Origin of the sequence: Pseudomonas sp. TTU2014-080ASC, assembly GCF_001446935.1 — a bacterium.
Lineage (GTDB): Bacteria > Pseudomonadota > Gammaproteobacteria > Pseudomonadales > Pseudomonadaceae > Aquipseudomonas.
Genome location: NZ_LKKK01000011.1, coordinates 571019 through 589184, shown reverse-complemented (window position 1 = coordinate 589184; position 18166 = coordinate 571019). Strand labels below are relative to the sequence as shown.

Sequence of the window (18166 nt, the reverse complement as noted above, 5' to 3'; positions counted from 1 at the left end):
TCGACGCATGCCTGATTTTTCCCGCCGGGAAGTTTTGCGCGCTGCGGCCATCGGATCGGCGATCACACTGTTGCCCGCATCAATCCGCAAAGCCCTCGCCATCCCCGCCTATAACCGCACCGGTACCCTCATGGATGTGCAGCACGTGGTCATCCTGATGCAGGAGAACCGTGCTTTTGATCACTACTTCGGCACCCTGCCCGGCGTGCGAGGGTTCAGTGACCGCTTCACCATTCCGTTGCCCGGTGGCCGAGAGGTATGGGAGCAACAAGGCAGCGACCGCATCGTTATGCCGTACCACCTCAACAGCAAGCGCGGTAACGCCCAGCGGGTCAACGGCACACCCCACACGTGGAAAGACGAACAGCAGGCCTGGGATAACGGCCATATGGACAGCTGGCCGACCTATAAAACCTCCACCTCAATGGGCTATTACCGTGAGCAGGAGCTGCCCTTTCAATTCGCGCTGGCCAATGCCTTTACCGTGTGCGATGCCTATCACTGCTCGATTCACGCAGGCACCTTGCCCAATCGTCTGTTTCACTGGACAGGCTCCAACGGCGCATCGGCTGCTGGCGTTGGTGTGGTGATCAATGAATGGGACAGCACCGGCCCGGCCAATGTCGGTTATCAGTGGAAGACCTACCCCGAGCGCCTGCAAGAAAACGGTGTGAGCTGGAAGGTTTACCAGTTTCTGCCGGACAACTTCACCGACAACCCGCTGGCGGGCTTCCGCACCTACCGCGCCGCCAGTATCAAAGTCGGCAACCCACCTCAGCCAGGCTCCAACTTCACCGACTACGTGCCCTACAGTGAGGAGCACGAACAGATCGCACCGCTTTATAAAGGCAACGGCAACACCCTTCCGGCAGCAAATAACAATGACCTCGAAGGCATGCTCGCAGGCTTCCGTAACGACATCCGCAACGGCAAGCTGCCGCAAGTCAGCTGGTTGGTGGCGCCAGCGGCTTACTCGGAACACCCTGGCCCATCCAGCCCAGTGCAAGGCGGCTGGTTCACTCAAGAGGTGCTCAACGCCCTGACAGAGAATCCGGATATCTGGAGCAAGACTGTGTTTATCGTCAATTACGACGAAAACGACGGGTTCTTCGACCACATTCCGACACCGTCCCCACCCTCACTGAACCCGGATGGCACACAGGCCGGACTCTCAACCGTGCCTTACGACAATGAGTTGTTTAATCACCCACCGCCACCCGGCACCCAAAACCAACCCAAACCGGATGGACGCCCGTATGGACTCGGCCCTAGGGTGCCGATGCTGATTCTGTCGCCTTGGAGCCGTGGCGGCTGGGTCAACTCACAGGTGTTTGATCACACCTCCGTACTGCAATTTCTCGAACGCCGCTTTGGCGTACAGGAACCCAATATCAGCGCCTGGCGACGCAGCGTGTGCGGTGACCTGACCAGCGCCTTCAACTTTGTCGCCCCAAACAACGAACCCTTACCTGAACTGCAAACCACCACGCGGGCTGCAGCAGATAACCTGCGCAAGCAACAGCAAGCACTGCCCCAAGTGCCCGTGCCAGCGGCCAACAAGCAGCAGGTGCCAACCCAACAGAAGGTCGCACGCCCGTCACGCGCACTGCCCTATCGCCTGAATGTACGCAGTGATGCCACCCCGGAACTGCAGCGCCTGACCTTAAATATGATCAATGCCAGCACTCAGGGCGTGGTCCTGCATGTCTACAACAAACTCAACCTTAAGGAGACACCACGCCGCTACACCATCGAAGCAGGCCTTTCACTGAATGACAGCTGGTCCAATCAGGAGGATTACCACCTATGGCTGCTGGGCCCGAACGGCTTCCATCGCGAACTGCGCGGCACCTTAAAGCGTCAACAGGCCGAAGTTGAAATGATCGCGGGCCCCGGCCGTCTTCACTTACTGCTCAGCAATCCCAGTGACAGGCCACTGCAGCTCACCATCGCGCGTTGTCCCTACAGCGGAAAAGGTCCATGGAAGACCAAGCTCGCGCCCAAAAGTCTGCATGAGCAAACCTTTGACGTTCGCTTAAGTGGTGGCTGGTACGACCTCAGCGTACAAGGCCCCGGGCAATGGCTGCGGCGCTTTGCCGGGCGGCTGGAGAGTGGCGAACACAGCATCAGCGATCCACTGATGGGCGTGGACTAGGCCCTCATTCTGGTGTGCATGGTCGCAGCGCCATGCACACCACAGCATAGCCAGTTTCAATTCGCCATCATCCCGCCGCACACTCGGGTGCAGCGACTTAAGTGCTAGCCCAGTGCCCTGAAAAGAGCATTCGCAAGCCTCCGTCCTAAGTTTACAAACCAGACTCCCACCACAAGGAGTCAACACATGGGTCGCGCCACACTGATCGGTTGCTTATTGCTGTTCTGCCTGATCGGCGAAAGCTTTGCCGAAAGCATCAAAATCGGCCTTAACTACCCACGCACCGGCAACTACAAAGACGAAGGACTGGAGCTGCGCCGTGGCGCACTATTGGCCGTGGATGAGATCAACCAGGCAGGCGGCGTGCTGGGCAAACCGCTGGAATTGCTCAGCCGCAACACCAGCTCACAAGCGGCAAAAGCAGCGGCCAATATCGAATACTTCGCTGAACAAGGCGCTCACATGGTCTTCGGCGGAGCGACCAGTGAAGAAGCGATTGCCGCCGGACAAAAGGCCCGGGAAAAAGGCCTGCTCTACTTCGCCACCCTAAGCTACGCCAACGACGTCACCGGCCAGCACGGCCACCGCTATTTGTTCCGCGAATCCAACAGCGCCTGGATGAGTGCCAAAGTGCTCAGCGAATACCTGTCCTGGCACATGCCGCGCATGCGCTACCACTACATCATCGTCGACGACGCCTGGGGCCGCAGCATGGAAAACACCCTGCGCCTGACCACTAATTCTACCGACCGCGCCCGCCACGGCCGCAGTGCCCTGCCTGCTGGCGTGGTCAAGCACGATCAATATCAGGCCGCGATGGACAAAGCCGCCAACAGCAACGCCGACATCCTTGTACTGGTGTTGTTAGGCGACAACCTGCAACGCAGTATGACCCTCGTGCACAACATGGGCCTGAAAAAACGCATGCAGATCATCGTGCCCAACCTGACCAAAAGCGTGGTGCAAAAAGCCGGGCCGCTGGTGATGGAAGATGTAATCGGCACCGAAGCCTGGACCTGGAACCTGCCTGAGCAAGACAACATCGACGCCGGCAAACAGTTTGTAGCCCGCTTTATCAAAGAGCATCAGGAATACCCCGGCAGCACCAGCGCCTCCGCCTACTCCATCGTCAAACAGTGGGCTGACGCCGTGCAGCGGGCCAAGAGTCTGGACAGTGAACAACTGATCAAAGCCCTCGAAGACCACAGCTACAGCCTGCTCAAAGACACCCAAACCTGGCGCGCCTTCGACCACCAGAACGTACAGAGCATCTACGCCGTGCGCGTACGCAAACGCGACGAAATCATGAAAGACCCGTACAAACAGCACTACTTCGACATCATCCACCGTATGAGTGGAGAACAAGCCGCCCCAACCGATGATGACTGGCAGCAGGAACGTGGGGAGCAATTGCAGTTGCAATAAGCGCCCCCTACCAACTGTTCGTGGCTGAACCGCTCCCACAATTATCAAGTCCGAGGAGCGGCTCCAGCCGCGAATAAGCACATTACAATTCACGCAGCAACTCCACCTGCCGCTGCAACTGCGCCACATGAGCTTTTTCTGCACGCAGGCCGGCGCTGAGTTCCTGGATCTTTTCTTCCAGCTGATCGCGCTGCTCTCGCAAGCGTTTAAGGTTGCCCCGGCATTCGGCACAGGCGGCTTGCAGATCACGGTTCAGGTAGTGCTGCCAAAGCACGGCCATAACGGCCACCAGCACCAACAAAACACTGCCACCGAGCACACTCCAGATCAGCCAGATTGCGTTCACCGTTTTGCCACCTCCCACTGTCCGCCAACCGGCGGTTTGCTTGAATGATGGCTGCAAGATATGTAGCGTTACGCGACACATCCAGAGTGTTTACGTGTACAGGTAAAGTTTTCGAACAGATGGAGGGATGATGAAACGTCAACAGACAATCGAATCCGTGCGCTGGGATCTGGCGCTGCGTTATCGCCTAATCGAAACCGTGGCCTGGTGGGAGGGCCGCCTGACCACCACGCACCTGATGCAGAGCTTTGGTATCAGCCGTCAGCAGGCATCGAAGGACATCAACACCTACATCAACGAGCACGCGCCGAAGAATCTGGAGTACGACAAGTTCCTCAAGGGGTACGTACCCAGTAAGCACTTCAAACCGCTATTTATCGACGACAGCGCCAGCGCCTATCTGCATTTGCTCAACCAGAATCAGGAACGTGCGCCGCACATTGAGGGGCTGGCGCTGGCCTACGCCCACACTGAGGTGCTGAAAGTGCCGGACCGCACCATTCGCCCTGAAGTGCTGCGCCCGCTGCTCAAGGCCTGCCGTGAAGGATTACGTTTGGAGTGTGAGTACGTGTCGTTTAACACACCGGATGGGGAAACCCGTCTGATTGTGCCGCACACCCTGATCTATTCAGGCATGCGCTGGCATGTGCGGGCTTATTGCGAGAAGAACCGCGATTACCGCGACTTTGTCCTGAGCCGCTTCCGCGGCGTGCCTGATCTGATGGAGGGCAGCAGCGAACACACCCGCGAGCAGGACGAAGACTGGAACACGCAGGCTACGGTCATCATCGAGCCGGACTCACGGCTCAAGCCCGAGCAGCGGCAGATTATCGAGGCGGATTACGGCATGGCTGACGGCCAGCTGCGCATCGAAACCCGCGGCTCATTGGTGCAGTACGTACTGCAACGCTACCAGCTGGACCCGACCAAGATTCACGCCAAGGCTTCGGCGCAGCAGATTGTGGTGGCCAATCTGGATGAGATTCAGCCCTGGCTGTATCAGTAACATTTGCCGCCGTAAGCCAGCCGCGCCAACAGCAGAAAAACTGGCAGCAAGGTTAAAAGTGCTACGAGGTGATTGGATAACAGCAGCATGTTCATGGTGGTGCCTCCTGTGAGTGATGGAGCCACCTTAGCCAGTCGCACTCACCCGCACGATATGTCTACTTTTCGCATGTAAACATTTCGTGCAGGTGTCTCTGTTTATTGATCCACCCGCTCCATACGCGCCGATTCATAACGCGGATACAGATGGCTGACGCTGCGGATCAGCTCGTAGCGGGTCAGGCTGACGCCAGCGAAACGCTCGGGGATGGTGGCGCGAATCAGTTCATTCATCTCCGCGCCCTGCTCTGCGCCGTTGCGCAGCAAGCCGTCGAGCCAGCCGAGGTAATCGCGCATCTGGGCAAACGGCGCATCGTTGGTGGTCAGTGGGCCATGACCGGGTACGATCTGTTTCCACGGCAATGCCTGCAATTGATCAAGGTCCGCCAGCCAGACATCTAGCCCCGGTGTGTTGGGCGTGGTCAGTGCGCGTTGATAGAAGAGAATATCGCCTGCAAACAGCACACCAGTTTTAGTATCCAGAATCGCCAAATCAGCACCGGTGTGTCCGCGTAGTGCCAGCAGTTGCAGGCTGCGCCCGCCGATTTCAACGGCACCCGGCTCAATGGTTTCGGTTGGCAGCAGCACTTCAGTGCCGCGCATCCAGTCGCCCACTAAGCGGTACATATTCTCCGCCATGCCCTCGCCTTGTTCAGCCAACAAGCGCGTGGTTTCTTTCAGCGCAGCAATGGGCACATCGCTGAAGGCCTGGTTACCGAAAGCATGGTCCGGATGATGGTGAGTGAGGATGACTTTGAGGATGGGTTTGTCCGTCACCTTGCCAATCGCAGCGCGCAGGGCTTCGCCATAGCGTTTGGAGGTGCCGCTATCAATCACAATCACGCCCTGCTCAGCGACAATAAAGCCGACGTTGACGATGGCGCCACCGTTGGCCACCGAGAAGTTATCGGTGCTCCCTTCCACCAGCCAGACACCCTCGGCAATGCTGCGCGGTTGCAGTTTGTAATCCAGCTGCGCATAAGCCAGCGAGCAAGCCAGCCACGCCACCATCAATAACCAGCGCATCGTTACATCTCCCGGCTGTTCTAAGGGGCCATCAGCACATCGCTGATTTGCACCAGCGGCTGGCTGTCAGTGAAGTTCGGCAAGTCGCCCATGATGCGCTCGGCGTGGGGAGCGAAGGCCTGTTGGAACACCTCAACACTGTCGAAGAACAAATGGCCGATGGCGCAGTATGGCTGCAATGGATCACTGCTGATGGCTGCATCCACCGCGATGCCTTTGCAGGCTGCGCCGAGGCACTCGCGGACAATTTCCATGTGCTCGTTGCAGTAATAGCTGAGGTCGAAGCGAACACCGGCCTTGTTGGGATACAGCACGCTGACTTTGATCATGGGAGTTCCTAGCTGTTAGCGGCAGGCGTTACAGCGCTGCCTTAAATTCGTTGCCGTTGTTGTCCCGCAGCCACAGTTCAGCGCTGCCCTTCTCTTTCAGATCCAGGCTGATGGTCGGGTTTTCGCTAACGGCCGGAAACAGCTCCAGCGTGGCCAGCGCGTTACCTTGCGCATCGCGTAGCTGTGCTTGATTGAGGAAGAACTCAGGAACGCCGCTGATCAAGCCATTGTCCATCGGGTGCGAGACCTGCAAACGCAGGCGGCTGGCATCTTCCAGCTCAAAGCGCTTGCCCAGCACTTCGCCCAGGCGCTCCTCCCAGCCGGGCTGGGCACGCACGACGCTGGGTGCGGTGCAGCCGCCACCAGCGGCGTCAATATGAGTGGAGCCGATATGCCACATGCCATCGCGGGTCTGCACAGCAGCACGAATTGGCGTGGCCTGTTCGATGCGGATACGGATAGCCAGGCGCGGCAGCACCTGCTCTCCGGGCTGGAAGTCGACAATCTGCGGAATGGGGTTCAGCTCGGCCCAGGCCAGAATCCGCACCACATCTTGCTGAAGAGCAGTGGCATCAATCTGGATCGGCACCTGACGGGCATCTTCGGCAAACGGTGGCGCACTGAGTTTGACCTTTTCATCAAAGATGAAAGGCTCACCGCCAAGCAGTCGCTCGTGGTAGTACTCCCACATCACCGAGGTGACCGGGTCGTTTTGCGCGGCCCGGCCTTCAGTGGCAAAGGCAAACAACGCCAGCAGTAGAAATGAACGCCAATCAAGCTCCATCACACCCTCCGTTACCGCCTTCTGACCAATCTGTGGAAATAGCTTCAGCCGTGAACCCTGTTGCCGTTCGCTCGCGGCTAAAGCCGCTCCTACGCAGGTGACACGCTGTTATTCAGTCTCCTGATACAGCTCTGGCAGCTCATAGGTCAGGCCATAGCTGGCGTAGATCTTCTTCAGCTCACCATTGAGGATCAGTTCTTCCAACTGCCCTTCCAGCGCATAGGCCAACTGGCGGTTGGTCTCGTGTACCGCCATGCCGATATCCCAGACCTGGCGGCCCATATCCGGATAGGCGTTTTCGGCCAAGGCCAGCTTTTTGTCGTTAGCCTGGCCGTACAGCCACTGGATCTCTCCGCGCATGGCCATGACCGCATCCACTTCACCGGCCTTCATCCCGGCAAAGGCCAGTTCAGGGTTGGTGTAATGGTGCGTTTGCTTGCTCAATGAGCCCTGGAATACGTACGACAGGTAGAACGACGGCACACTTTCGACCTCAACGCCGATCGGGTGCGTACGGAATACGGCCACGCTGGGTACGGACTCAAGCCGACGGGTGTCATAGGCCACTTGCCAGCGTTCGCGCTGATACGGCCCGAACATCACCACCAGCTCGTTAACCAGCTCGCCCAGTTCATTGCGTTTGTAGGAGAACTCGCGGTCGTAAGGCACCCGCAGCATCACATCGGCCAGCTCTTTGGGCCGCAGATAATGGCCGCGCCAGATGTAGTCGCGTAGGTCGTCGTCGAGTTTCTCACCGGGCGGTGCCCAGATCACTTGCAGCTCAAGCCCCAGACCTTTAGCCAGCGCTTGGGCGATTTCGTAATCAGTCCCGCGGGGTTTGCCGTCCTGATGGAAGCTGTACGGTGGGAAGTCCTTGTACAGCGCGACCTTGATGTAGCCCGACTCAACAATGGTGTCGTAATCACGCACTTGAGCCTGCAGTGGTAAACACAGCAGGCTCAGTACGCTGAACAGGACACCTAACACCAACAGGTGACGGCGCATGGCGATCACTCCTCGATAGCCACGCTCTCAAGGTAGGAACGCACAGCCCACAGCGCTTCCTGGCTCAGGTAATCAGCCATTTTCGGCATATAGACACGGCCATCACGCACCGCACCGTTGATCACTCGCTCTTTGAACCACTCATCCCCCATTGGGCCTTTTTCCAGAAGGCGCAGGTCAGGGGCGATACCACCGGATTTAGCTTCCAGACCGTGGCACGCGGCACAGTTCTGGTTGTAGGCGGACGAACCGATCTCAATCGCACGCGGGTTATCGCGGTACGGGTTTTCGTCGCGCCATTCTTCACCCAGCGGCTCCAGACCTTCAGTTTTTACTGCCTGCGGAACCACGTCACCGTGCGCCCAAATGTTGGCCGAGAAGGCCAGTGCAAGCAGGGCAAAAACATTCTTCTTGTTAACCTTCATGTTCGGAGCCTCATAACAGTAGTGCACGCAAATTCAGCTCACGCAGAGCTTGACTGCGAGCATCTTAGGAATTGCCCGGGGCTCACCGAATTCTGCTTTGGTCGTCCGTTTCTACTCCCTTGGTAGTAGGGCTTACGACCATCCATTAACGCGCTTTAGCAGCAAGGCTAATTCATGACCGGCTTGGGCAATCTTCCCGACAAGGGCGGGAGTTTTTCCGTATCGGCTTAATGCGCCTGGTTTCACTATCAACTGGCCAGGTCGCCACCCAGGCCGGACCGGTAAATTCCTCACCACGATGGGAAACCACAACCATGACAACAAGACAGTTACCCAGCACTCCACACCCTGTGGCACGTGCCGTTCAAAGCCTGCTGCTGATCGGCAGCCTGAGTCTGAGTGGCAGCGTATTGGCCAAGAATGTCACCTGGGAAGACATTGCCAATGACCACCTGACCACCAACAACGTGCTGCAGTACGGCATGGGCACCAATGCCCAGCGCTGGAGCCCGCTGACTCAGGTCAACGCTGACAACGTATTCAAGCTGACCCCTGCCTGGTCCTACTCTTTCGGTGACGAAAAGCAGCGTGGCCAAGAGTCCCAAGCGGTCATCCATGACGGCATTGTGTACGTAACAGGTTCCTATTCCCGCGTATTTGCCCTTGATGCCAAAACTGGCCAGCGTCTGTGGAGCTACAGCCACCGTCTGCCGGATAACATCCGTCCATGCTGTGACGTGGTAAACCGCGGTGTTGCTATCTACGGCGACAAGGTCTACTTCGGCACCCTCGACGCACGCGTTGTGGCCCTGAACAAAGACACCGGTAAAGTCGTCTGGAACAAGAAGTTCGGTGATCACGCTGTCGGTTACACCATGACGGGCGCCCCGACCATCGTTAAAGACCAAAAGTCCGGCAAAGTCATGCTGATCCACGGCAGCTCCGGTGACGAGTTCGGCGTAGTTGGCCGCCTGTTCGCCCGTGACACCGAAACCGGCGAAGAGCTGTGGATGCGTCCGTTCGTTGAAGGCCACATGGGCCGCCTGAACGGCAAAGACAGCACCCCAACTGGTGACATCAAAGCACCGAGCTGGCCGGATGATCCAAACCACCCAACTGGCAAAAAAGAAGCCTGGAGCCAAGGCGGTGGTGCACCATGGCAGAGCGCCAGCTTTGACGCTGAAACCAATACCATCATCATCGGTGCCGGTAACCCTGCTCCGTGGAACGGCTGGGCACGTACCGCAGATGGCGGTGATCCGAAGGATTACGACAGCCTGTACACCTCCGGCCAGGTTGGCGTAGATGCCACCACCGGTGAAGTGAAGTGGTTCTACCAGCACACTCCGAACGATGCCTGGGACTTCTCCGGCAACAACGAACTGGTGCTGTTTGACTACAAAGGCAAGGACGGCAAAACCGTTAAGGCCACTGCTCACGCTGACCGTAACGGCTTCTTCTATGTGGTTGACCGCAACAACGGCAAACTGCAGAACGCCTTCCCATTCGTGGACAAAATCACCTGGGCTAGCCACATCGACCTGAAAACCGGTCGTCCGGTTGAAGTTGAAGGCCAGCGTCCGCCGAAGCCAGAGCCGGGTGAAACCCGCGGCAAAACCGTAGAAGTGTCACCACCGTTCCTGGGCGGCAAAAACTGGAACCCAATGGCATACAGCCAAGACACCGGTCTGTTCTACGTCCCAGCCAACCACTGGAAAGAAGACTACTGGGCTGAAGAAGCCACCTACAAGGCAGGCTCCGCTTACCTGGGCATGGGCTTCCGCATCAAGCGCCTGTACGACGACCACGTCGGTATCCTGCGCGCCATGAACCCAACCACCGGTAAGGTCGTTTGGGAACATAAAGAGCGTCTGCCACTGTGGGCGGGTGTGCTGGCTACCAAGGGTAACCTGGTGTTCACCGGTACTGGCGATGGCTTCTTCAAAGCCTTCGACGCTAAAAACGGTAAGGAGCTGTGGAAGTTCCAAGTCGGCACCGGGATCATCTCCCCGCCTGTCACTTGGGAACAAGATGGCGAGCAGTACATCGGCGTAACAGCCGGTTACGGCGGCGCTGTACCACTGTGGGGCGGCGATATGGCTGACCTGACCAAGCCTGTAGCTCAAGGCGGCTCGTTCTGGGTGTTCAAGCTGCCAAGCTGGGACAAGAAGTAATCAGTCCTGCTGAACCGAGCCCTGGCCATGCGCCAGGGCTCCTGCCCTACCCGGCGCTGACTGTTGTTAGCGCTTTTTGTCTGAGACCACTGTCATGAAATACAACGCTCTGTTTCTCTCCCTAGCCGTGATGATCAGTGGTAGCGAAGCCTTCGCTTCTGACACTGCTGAGGATGACGTGAAAGTCATCAACGGCTGCCGCATCGAAGTCGCCAGCCAATGCCCGAAAGCCGACCTGCGCAATCAGGACCTGAGTAATCTGGACATGCGCCGCATGAATCTGGAAGGTGCAGACCTCAGCGGTGCAAACCTGAGCCACACCAAGCTGGATCTGGCCAATTTGGAGACCGCCAAGCTGCGCGGAGCCAATCTGGCCCGTGCATCTTTGCAACAAACGCTGCTGCGTCAGGCCGACTTTACCGACGCGAATATGCAAGCCATTAACGGCTGGGCTATGTATGCCCAGGCGGCAAAATTCAATAACGCTGATCTGCGCGGCGCGTCTTTAGGCTTTGCCCGGATATCAGCTTCCAAAATGCAAAACGCCAATCTGGAAGCCGCGAGCCTTGAGATGACCTGGATGAACAAGGTCGACCTCAAAGACGCCAACCTGAAACACGCCGACATGCAGGAAGTGAAACTCTCCGGCGCCAATCTGGCCGGAGCTGATCTGACGGGGACCCGCCTCAAGTTCAGCAATTTCAATGATGCCAATATGGAAGGATGCACCGCCTGCCCGGAAGGTTGGGACTGACACGGTTGTCAGCGCAGCGCCTTACTACCGGTGGTGAGGCGCTACGGTGTGCACTCAACCGCGCGCGGGGCTCAACACGCCCTCACGAATATTCAGCACCTGATCGCCAAACACTTCAGCGTCACGCTCGTCATGGCTAATCAGTAGCAGCGGAATCCCCACGCTGCGCTGCATCTGATCCAACTCGGCACGCATGCTTTCACGCAGATCGGCATCCAGCGCGGCAAACGGCTCATCCAGCAATAACGCTGCAGGCCTGGCCACCAACGCACGAGCCAGAGCCACACGCTGCCGCTGCCCGCCAGACAGCCGCGCCGGCATCTCATTAGCCAGTGCGTTTAACTGAAACCGCTCAAGCCAGAGGTCAACCTCAGCATGCGCCACCCGTGCTGCCGGGTTCAGCCAGCCGGTTTGCAGACCGAAGGCGATGTTCTGCCTTACGTTCAGATGCGGGAACAGCGCATAGTCCTGAAACAGGTAACCTATGCGGCGCTTTTGCGGCGGCAGATTCAGTTTGTTTTGGCTGTCAAAAAGCGTTTGCCCGGCGATACGAATATGCCCGCTGTCCGCCTTGAGTAGCCCCGCAAGAGTTCGCAACAAAACACTCTTGCCGGCACCGGATGGGCCATAAATCACCACACGCGAAGCATCTGTAGCGAACTCTGCCTGCAGCTCAAATCGGCGCTCGGGGCTGGTCAGGGTCTTGCGCAGCGCCACATCAAAAATCATCGCGGCAGCTCCAGCGGTTTACGTGAAAGACGGCTGGCCATGAGCAGCGCCACCACACAAATCAGCGAAGTGAACAGCACCAGCGTCGTGGCCAGTTCATCCTGCCCTGCCTGCACGGCTTCGTAGATGGCCAGCGACAGCGTCTGGGTTTTACCCGGAATGCTGCCCGCCACCATCAGGGTCGCACCGAACTCTCCCAACGCCCTGGCGAATGCCAGCAAAATGCCCGCCAGAATGCCGCGCCAAGCCAAGGGCAACGTAACGCGCAGGAAGATTCCGAACTCGCTCACCCCCAATACACGCGCAGCCTGCTCGAGCTGGCCGTCCACCGACTCAAACGCCGTGCGCGCTGGTTTAAAAACCAGCGGGAAAGCCACGATGGATGCGGCAATGGCTGCGCCCTGCCAGGTAAAAATCAGGCGAATGCCGAAGGCATCATTCAACCAGCCGCCCAGCCAGCCTTGCTGCCCGAGCAGCACCAGCAAGTAATAACCCAGTACAGTCGGCGGCAGCACCATGGGCAGGGTTAGCAACGTGTCCAGCAAATCACGGCCGGGAAAGCGCCCCCGCGCCAGCAGATAGCCCACCGCAACACCCACGACAGTCGCCAGCAGTGTGGCACAACCAGCCACCTGCATGGACAACAGAAACGGACTCCAGATGCCATTCATCAGGGCAACTCATCCAGCGGCACAAAGCCGTGGCTGCGCAGAATGTTCTGGCCTTGAACGGAGCGAACAAAATCTTCAAAGCGCTGCGCCTCAGCCTGTTTTGGACTGCTACGTACAGTGGCCAACGGATATCGCACGGGTACTGGTAAATGCACTTCAAACGCCTCACGCACTTTGTTAGCTGCAGTGCTGATATCACTGCGGTAAACAAATGCGGCATCCACCTCATTACGCGCTGCATAGGCCAACGCCTGACGCACATTCTGTGTACCGATTAAACGCTCTTGCAGCGCAGACCATAGCCCGGCCTTCTCCAGCGCCGACTGGGCATATCGTCCGGCAGGCACAGCATCTGGATTACCGATAGCAATGCGGCTGATTCCCGCACTTTGCAGGTCTTTCAGGGCTTTTAAAGTGAGGGCTGATGCCTGAGGCACGACCACTACCAGCGCATTGCCTGCAAAATCCCTGCGGGTCTGCGCAGTGATCAGGTTCTGCTGCTGAGCCGCATCCATGGTCTGTTGATCCGCCACTGCCAGCACATCGACCGGCGCACCCTTGGCAATCTGCTGCAACAGCAACCCGGAGGCTGCAAAGTTCAGCACCACCTGCGTCTCAGGGTGGGCCGACTCATACTCGCGGGCTATTTCAGTAAAAGCCTGGTTCAGGCTGGCTGCCGCCGAAACCAGCAACTCGCTGGCCTGCACGGAACCGCAGCAGAGCATCAGCAATAGAAAACGAAACAAAGGCATTCGGGTATTCCGCTGCGCTTAAAGCGCGTATATGACGCTATCTGCCTGCGAAATTAAATACGCACGGCATTCTCGAAAGGCCAAAATAAACGAATGCACGTGCACACCCAAGGGATTATGGAGACTCACTATGCTGACCGACGCAGCCACACAGGAACGCCTGCGCCAGCACCACTTGTTTGAACGCTTGCCCGTCGCGCTGTTTGAACAAGTTTGCCAGTTAGCCAACCGCCGCAAAGTCGAATCCGGCGCGGTGCTGTTTCATCAGGGCGCTCCTGCTGAACGCTTTTACCTGCTTCTTGAAGGCCAGATCGCCCTCACCCGTTCACTGCAGGAAGGTCAGGAGAAACTGGCGGAGGTCATCGCTCCCGGCGAGTGCTTTGCCGAAGCCCTGATGTTCAATGGCAGCCCACTCTACCCTGTCACCGCAACGGCCTTTAGAAACAGTGAGTTGGTCAGCATCGACGCAGTACACTTTCGCAGCCTGCTGGAAGGCCAGCCAAGCATTTGCCTCGAACTGCTGGGCAGCATGAGCATTCGTCTGCATCAACGCCTGAATGAGATCGACACACTCACCCAAGCCAGTGCGAGCCGGCGTGTGGTGCGTTATCTGTGTCAGCAAGTCCAGGCGGACGGCGAGCAGATCCAACTCAAGGTGCCCAAACGCCTGATCGCCTCTCAACTCGGCATTCAGCCTGAAACGTTCTCACGGACGTTGCATCGTCTCGCCGAGAATGGCCTGATCGACATGGAACGCCGCACTATCCGCATCCTTGACCGTGCCCGTCTGGCCGATTTTCAGGATTAAATCAGAGGCGCTTCAGCCCGATTGCTGAACGGCCTGACCGGCACTGCGCAGTAGACTCCAGAAACCGTGCGGCAAATCGTCCGGGTCCAGTGCATCGATCAGGTTCTTGATACCCAGCCCTAGTTCGGTATCTCCTTCAATCCTTAAACGACGGCGGAAGAACAAGGTGTCCGGGTCCTCCTGACGGCTGGCCAGCAGCAGAAAGTCCCGCCAATTACCACTGATACGCACGTCGGCATGACGCCGCTGAGCCACCCTCAAATATCCCTGGTCGCAGGTTAGGGTCCAGGAAAGTTGCAGATCATTCACGTCGATACGCAACCAGCGTCCTTGCAGCAGATCAAACGCGCCCTCTTTCAACGGCCGGGCAAAGAGTTTCCTTGCAGCCACCTCGATGGCTGTCTGCTGCACCACAAACGGCATGTGGCGGGCGAAAGGTAGGCCAGCCTCAGCAGCCTTTAACAACCAGGATCGAGTCAAAGCCCAGCCTCCTCAACCGTCAGCATGCCGGGGCGCCCATGCCAGTAGCCGTTACAGCCGCTGACAGATTGCGGTGCCGGTGCCCCTTTGCATACCGCCGAGAATGCGCTTATCACTTCCGCCATGCCCTCATAGCGCGGGCTTACACGCAGCACATCCACACCACTGGCCGTAATAGCCGGGAAGTCAGCCAGCAAGTTGCAGACCTCAGCAGACATGGTCTGAATGCCATTAAGGGTAAACAGCGGCTGCCCTTCCTGACTGAGCAGCGGAACGCCCTCGGGATAATTCAGACAACAGAACTGACAATCATCCTTTGGCCGCTGCTCTGCCCGCGCCGTAAAACAACGGGCCGAATAGGCCAGCGGCAGGTGGCCGTAGGCAAAGAGTTCGACTTCTGGCCGGCGGCAATGCAGAGCATCCAGCTGACTGAGGCAGTCCATCAGCAAGCTGCCCGGACACTCAACAGGTGGGACCCAGCGCTGCAGGCCGCAGTCGATCAGCTCCTGCAAGGCATGAGCGTTGTAGAGATTCAGCGCAGGTCCGGCAACAAATGGGCGGCCTCGCTGATGCAGCATCTGCACCGCGCCCATATCATTGGCCTCAACCAGCAGTTCGCCGTTTTCACAAAGGCGCTTGAGACTGGCCAGCTCGGACCCAGACTCCACCAGTGCCAACCCGGACAGCACCAGCTCAGCTCCACACGCACTGCGTAACTCACGGGCCAGGCCGAGCCAGTCATCCAATGAAAGAGCACGACGTTTAGAGCAGACGGTTTCTCCCAGATAGATTATGTCCAGCGGCAACCCGGCCATCTCTGCATAAAATTCGAGTAGTTTTTCTCGGCTCCAGTAATACAGAACCGGCCCCAGACTTAGTTTCATAAGCTCCTCACTGCCAGGATCGGTGATAGGCTCCCAGCGTCGTCTGACTACCCTCGGAAAGCCCCTCCAGGACTTGCCGCCAACGCTCTCGCACGGTGTATCCCGCACCGTTGTGAGCATACGCATCCAGCGCCTCACGCCAGACCTGCGTAACCTGTTCGACATACGCAGGACTGCGCTGGCGTCCTTCAATCTTCACCGCTGCGATGCCCATCTCTGCCAACTGTGGAATCAGCTCAAGAGTGTTCAGACTGGTCGGTTCCTCCAGCGCGTGTGAGCGTTCGCCATTGACCATGAAGCGACCTTTGCACAGCGTGGGATAGCCTGCGGCTTCATCAGGGGCATAGCGGTCGATCAGTACGCCATTCAGGCGAGACGTCAGCCCTTGTGGCTCCTCCTGCCAGCGCACAGCACTGGCAGGCGAGCACACGCCACAAAGGTTGGGCGACTCGCCGGTGACATAGGACGATAAATGGCAGCGCCCCTCCGCCATGATGCACAGGCTGCCGAAGGCGAAGACCTCAAGCGGCACAGAGGTTTTCTCCGCTAACTGGCGGACCTGAGCCAATGACAGCACACGCGGCAACACGGCCCGGCGGATGTTGTAGCGGCGCTTATAAAATTCCAGAGCAGCTGCATTGGTAGCAGAACCCTGAACAGAAAGGTGCAGATTGAGGTTGGGATAGCGCTGCCGGGCATAGGCCAAAACCCCCGGGTCAGCTGCAATCAGCGCATCAACTCCCAACGCAGCGGCTTGATCAACCGCCCGCTGCCAACGCCCCCATCCCTGCGGCTGCGCATACGTATTGACGGCTACATACATCTGCTTGCCAGCCTTACGTACCAGGCTAAGGCCCGCCTCAAGCTGGCGTTCATCAAGGTTGAGCCCGGAAAAGTGGCGGGCATTGGTGTCATCCTTGAAGCCAACATAAATGGCATCAGCCCCCTGCTGTAATGCAGCCTTCAGCGCCGGCAAGCTGCCGGCCGGACAGACCAGTTGCATCGTTCGTCCTCCCGTTCGAACTCAGATTGCAACTGTTAAACACTCGCCCGTGCAATTCCTTGACGGTGATCAATGGTCAAACGCATCTCCACCAGTTGATGAGAGCGATGACGTCGACTGGATCTCATAACAGATCAATATGAGGTTTCTGAATCATTGCGTGTTTAGTGAGCGACTCAGGCTGTACACCGACTTTTAGATTCGGGGCATTTTTCTGACCAGAAGCACTAAGCACATAAATATTCAGATTTCTCTCGATCCATTCACAGAAATCGTGAACTTTTACCCGCCCCACGATTCAAATCAGACCAATGGTGCCAGCTGGAACTTATGGCCCATCACGAGCGGCCGGAAACGCTGTTTTTTCTGGTTAGCGGCTTCTCAATGAAGAGATCAGTTATTAGCCGTCACAACAAATTCCATTAAGGGGGAGTGAATTCTCGGGCTGCTTTTTCAACATTTAATAAACACGTCTATAAATAGGGATAGAACAGCCCGCACGTCGTTTAGAGCAGATTCTTATGGATAGCCCTAAATGCGAGCGTTCGACAAACCCCAAGTCTGATAAGGAAATTAGTATGAACAGGTATGGAGCAGAATTTGTCGGTACGTTTTGGCTGGTTCTGGGGGGATGTGGCAGCGCGGTACTGGCAGCTGCATTCCCAGAGCTGGGCATCGGTTTGCTTGGCGTGTCACTCGCTTTTGGTTTGACTGTCCTGACCATGGCCTTTGCCATTGGCCATATCTCCGGTTGCCATCTGAACCCGGCGGTCTCTATAGGCCTTTGGGCAGGCGGCCGTTTCCCGGCAAAAGATCTGGTGCCTTACATCATTGCTCAGGTGCTGGGTGGCATTGCTGCTGGCGGCGTGCTCTACCTGATCGCCACAGGCAAGGCAGGCTTTGACGTTTCCGCTGGCTTCGCCTCCAACGGCTACGGCGAACACTCCCCAGGTGGCTATTCTCTGCAATCGGCGCTGGTGACAGAGGTGGTCATGACCGCCATGTTTCTGATCATCATTCTGGGGGCCACTGACAAGCGGGCGCCGGCAGGCTTTGCTCCGATTGCCATTGGCCTGGCCCTGACCCTGATACACCTGATCAGCATCCCGGTCACCAATACCTCGGTGAACCCAGCGCGCAGCACTGGCGTTGCGCTGTATGTTGGCGATTGGGCGACCGCACAGCTGTGGCTGTTCTGGGTTGCACCTATCGTAGGCGGCATCATTGGAGCAGTGATCTACCGGGTGATCGGTAAATCAGACAACGCCTGATGTTATGCCTTACACCCTGCTGCGGCAGGGTGTAAGGTTCG

The 18166-nt window shown here is 57.7% G+C and carries 19 protein-coding genes; 7 read left to right on the top strand and 12 right to left on the bottom strand.

Annotation, left to right across the window (positions count from 1 at the left end; translation table 11 throughout):
- Positions 1-7: 7 nt before the first annotated feature.
- Both AO726_RS13200 and AO726_RS13195 read left to right on the top strand, forming a co-directional pair.
- Complete coding sequence (locus AO726_RS13200; RefSeq protein WP_058068527.1) at positions 8-2155, top strand: phosphocholine-specific phospholipase C; 2148 nt, start codon at positions 8-10, stop codon at positions 2153-2155.
- 186 nt (positions 2156-2341) lie between these two features.
- Positions 2342-3580: an ABC transporter substrate-binding protein gene (locus tag AO726_RS13195; protein ID WP_058068526.1), complete on the top strand. Its 1239-nt coding sequence runs from the start codon at positions 2342-2344 to the stop codon at positions 3578-3580.
- Positions 3581-3662: 82 nt separating this feature from the next.
- On the opposite strand, the gene AO726_RS13190 is transcribed toward AO726_RS13195, so the two are convergent.
- Positions 3663-3926 carry a hypothetical protein gene (locus AO726_RS13190; protein WP_241492107.1) on the bottom strand — a complete coding sequence of 88 codons (264 nt, stop codon included), beginning with the start codon at positions 3924-3926 and terminating at the stop codon, positions 3663-3665.
- Positions 3927-4056: 130 nt separating this feature from the next.
- Here AO726_RS13190 and AO726_RS13185 point away from each other — a divergent pair, with 130 nt between their 5' ends.
- A complete protein-coding gene (locus AO726_RS13185; protein ID WP_058068524.1) occupies positions 4057-4932 on the top strand; it encodes a WYL domain-containing protein in 876 nt (291 codons plus the stop codon).
- A 197-nt stretch (positions 4933-5129) separates the two neighbouring features.
- On the opposite strand, the gene AO726_RS13180 is transcribed toward AO726_RS13185, so the two are convergent.
- The 5 genes from AO726_RS13180 to pedF all read right to left on the bottom strand — a co-directional run bounded on the left by AO726_RS13180 (position 5130) and on the right by pedF (position 8599).
- On the bottom strand, positions 5130-6056 hold the full coding sequence (locus AO726_RS13180) for a quinoprotein relay system zinc metallohydrolase 1 (protein WP_058068523.1): 927 nt from the start codon (positions 6054-6056) through the stop codon (positions 5130-5132).
- Positions 6057-6076: 20 nt separating this feature from the next.
- Positions 6077-6385 carry an EthD family reductase gene (locus AO726_RS13175; protein ID WP_058068522.1) on the bottom strand — a complete coding sequence of 103 codons (309 nt, stop codon included), beginning with the start codon at positions 6383-6385 and terminating at the stop codon, positions 6077-6079.
- Between the two features lie 28 nt (positions 6386-6413).
- A complete protein-coding gene (locus AO726_RS13170; RefSeq protein WP_058068521.1) occupies positions 6414-7169 on the bottom strand; it encodes a quinoprotein dehydrogenase-associated SoxYZ-like carrier in 756 nt (251 codons plus the stop codon).
- Between the two features lie 108 nt (positions 7170-7277).
- Positions 7278-8174 (bottom strand): substrate-binding periplasmic protein, encoded by an 897-nt coding sequence (locus AO726_RS13165; protein ID WP_058068520.1) that lies wholly within the window; start codon positions 8172-8174, stop codon positions 7278-7280.
- A gap of 5 nt (positions 8175-8179) precedes the next feature.
- Positions 8180-8599 (bottom strand): cytochrome c-550 PedF, encoded by a 420-nt coding sequence (gene pedF, locus AO726_RS13160; RefSeq protein ID WP_058068519.1) that lies wholly within the window; start codon positions 8597-8599, stop codon positions 8180-8182.
- 314 nt (positions 8600-8913) lie between these two features.
- Between pedF and exaA the strand changes: the two genes are divergently transcribed.
- Complete coding sequence (gene exaA / locus AO726_RS13155; protein ID WP_058068518.1) at positions 8914-10773, top strand: quinoprotein ethanol dehydrogenase; 1860 nt, start codon at positions 8914-8916, stop codon at positions 10771-10773.
- 94 nt (positions 10774-10867) lie between these two features.
- The gene (locus tag AO726_RS13150; RefSeq protein WP_058068517.1) at positions 10868-11527 is read left to right on the top strand and encodes a pentapeptide repeat-containing protein; all 660 of its coding nucleotides are present in this window, start codon (positions 10868-10870) and stop codon (positions 11525-11527) included.
- A gap of 54 nt (positions 11528-11581) precedes the next feature.
- On the opposite strand, the gene AO726_RS13145 is transcribed toward AO726_RS13150, so the two are convergent.
- From AO726_RS13145 to modA, 3 genes are read right to left on the bottom strand one after another with little or no spacing between them, the layout of a single operon-like run.
- Positions 11582-12256, bottom strand: a complete 675-nt coding sequence (locus AO726_RS13145; protein ID WP_058068516.1) for an ABC transporter ATP-binding protein — start codon at positions 12254-12256, stop codon at positions 11582-11584.
- Positions 12253-12927, bottom strand: coding sequence for a molybdate ABC transporter permease subunit (gene modB, locus AO726_RS13140; protein ID WP_058068515.1), 675 nt, complete (start codon positions 12925-12927; stop codon positions 12253-12255). The genes AO726_RS13145 and modB overlap by 4 nt, the downstream gene beginning before the upstream one ends.
- Complete coding sequence (gene modA / locus AO726_RS13135; RefSeq protein ID WP_058068514.1) at positions 12927-13679, bottom strand: molybdate ABC transporter substrate-binding protein; 753 nt, start codon at positions 13677-13679, stop codon at positions 12927-12929. The genes modB and modA overlap by 1 nt, the downstream gene beginning before the upstream one ends.
- A gap of 130 nt (positions 13680-13809) precedes the next feature.
- Here modA and AO726_RS13130 point away from each other — a divergent pair, with 130 nt between their 5' ends.
- Positions 13810-14487: a Crp/Fnr family transcriptional regulator gene (locus tag AO726_RS13130; protein WP_058068513.1), complete on the top strand. Its 678-nt coding sequence runs from the start codon at positions 13810-13812 to the stop codon at positions 14485-14487.
- 12 nt (positions 14488-14499) lie between these two features.
- On the opposite strand, the gene ubiT is transcribed toward AO726_RS13130, so the two are convergent.
- Genes ubiT through ubiU form a run of 3 tightly spaced genes read right to left on the bottom strand, consistent with a single transcriptional unit; the run spans position 14500 to position 16854 of the window.
- Positions 14500-14910: a ubiquinone anaerobic biosynthesis accessory factor UbiT gene (ubiT, locus tag AO726_RS13125; RefSeq protein WP_058068832.1), complete on the bottom strand. Its 411-nt coding sequence runs from the start codon at positions 14908-14910 to the stop codon at positions 14500-14502.
- A gap of 53 nt (positions 14911-14963) precedes the next feature.
- The gene (locus AO726_RS13120) at positions 14964-15851 is read right to left on the bottom strand and encodes a U32 family peptidase (protein ID WP_058068512.1); all 888 of its coding nucleotides are present in this window, start codon (positions 15849-15851) and stop codon (positions 14964-14966) included.
- A gap of 7 nt (positions 15852-15858) precedes the next feature.
- The gene (gene ubiU, locus AO726_RS13115) at positions 15859-16854 is read right to left on the bottom strand and encodes a ubiquinone anaerobic biosynthesis protein UbiU (protein ID WP_058068511.1); all 996 of its coding nucleotides are present in this window, start codon (positions 16852-16854) and stop codon (positions 15859-15861) included.
- Between the two features lie 578 nt (positions 16855-17432).
- Between ubiU and aqpZ the strand changes: the two genes are divergently transcribed.
- Positions 17433-18125 (top strand): aquaporin Z, encoded by a 693-nt coding sequence (aqpZ, locus tag AO726_RS13110; RefSeq protein ID WP_058068510.1) that lies wholly within the window; start codon positions 17433-17435, stop codon positions 18123-18125.
- Positions 18126-18166: the final 41 nt, after the last annotated feature.

Bases quoted from the DNA above. Each gene is read 5' to 3' on its own strand.
- modA (WP_058068514.1), bottom strand. From the start codon at position 13,679: ATGCCTTTGTTTCGTTTTCTATTGCTGATGCTCTGCTGCGGTTCCGTG.
- AO726_RS13175 (WP_058068522.1), bottom strand. From the start codon at position 6,385: ATGATCAAAGTCAGCGTGCTGTATCCCAACAAGGCCGGTGTTCGCTTC.
- AO726_RS13150 (WP_058068517.1), top strand. From the start codon at position 10,868: ATGAAATACAACGCTCTGTTTCTCTCCCTAGCCGTGATGATCAGTGGT.
- AO726_RS13195 (WP_058068526.1), top strand. From the start codon at position 2,342: ATGGGTCGCGCCACACTGATCGGTTGCTTATTGCTGTTCTGCCTGATC.
- AO726_RS13170 (WP_058068521.1), bottom strand. From the start codon at position 7,169: ATGGAGCTTGATTGGCGTTCATTTCTACTGCTGGCGTTGTTTGCCTTT.
- AO726_RS13120 (WP_058068512.1), bottom strand. From the start codon at position 15,851: ATGAAACTAAGTCTGGGGCCGGTTCTGTATTACTGGAGCCGAGAAAAA.
- AO726_RS13130 (WP_058068513.1), top strand. From the start codon at position 13,810: ATGCTGACCGACGCAGCCACACAGGAACGCCTGCGCCAGCACCACTTG.
- ubiU (WP_058068511.1), bottom strand. From the start codon at position 16,854: ATGCAACTGGTCTGTCCGGCCGGCAGCTTGCCGGCGCTGAAGGCTGCA.
- AO726_RS13165 (WP_058068520.1), bottom strand. From the start codon at position 8,174: ATGCGCCGTCACCTGTTGGTGTTAGGTGTCCTGTTCAGCGTACTGAGC.
- exaA (WP_058068518.1), top strand. From the start codon at position 8,914: ATGACAACAAGACAGTTACCCAGCACTCCACACCCTGTGGCACGTGCC.
- pedF (WP_058068519.1), bottom strand. From the start codon at position 8,599: ATGAAGGTTAACAAGAAGAATGTTTTTGCCCTGCTTGCACTGGCCTTC.
- AO726_RS13185 (WP_058068524.1), top strand. From the start codon at position 4,057: ATGAAACGTCAACAGACAATCGAATCCGTGCGCTGGGATCTGGCGCTG.
- modB (WP_058068515.1), bottom strand. From the start codon at position 12,927: ATGAATGGCATCTGGAGTCCGTTTCTGTTGTCCATGCAGGTGGCTGGT.
- ubiT (WP_058068832.1), bottom strand. From the start codon at position 14,910: ATGCCGTTTGTGGTGCAGCAGACAGCCATCGAGGTGGCTGCAAGGAAA.
- aqpZ (WP_058068510.1), top strand. From the start codon at position 17,433: ATGAACAGGTATGGAGCAGAATTTGTCGGTACGTTTTGGCTGGTTCTG.
- AO726_RS13145 (WP_058068516.1), bottom strand. From the start codon at position 12,256: ATGATTTTTGATGTGGCGCTGCGCAAGACCCTGACCAGCCCCGAGCGC.
- AO726_RS13200 (WP_058068527.1), top strand. From the start codon at position 8: ATGCCTGATTTTTCCCGCCGGGAAGTTTTGCGCGCTGCGGCCATCGGA.
- AO726_RS13180 (WP_058068523.1), bottom strand. From the start codon at position 6,056: ATGCGCTGGTTATTGATGGTGGCGTGGCTGGCTTGCTCGCTGGCTTAT.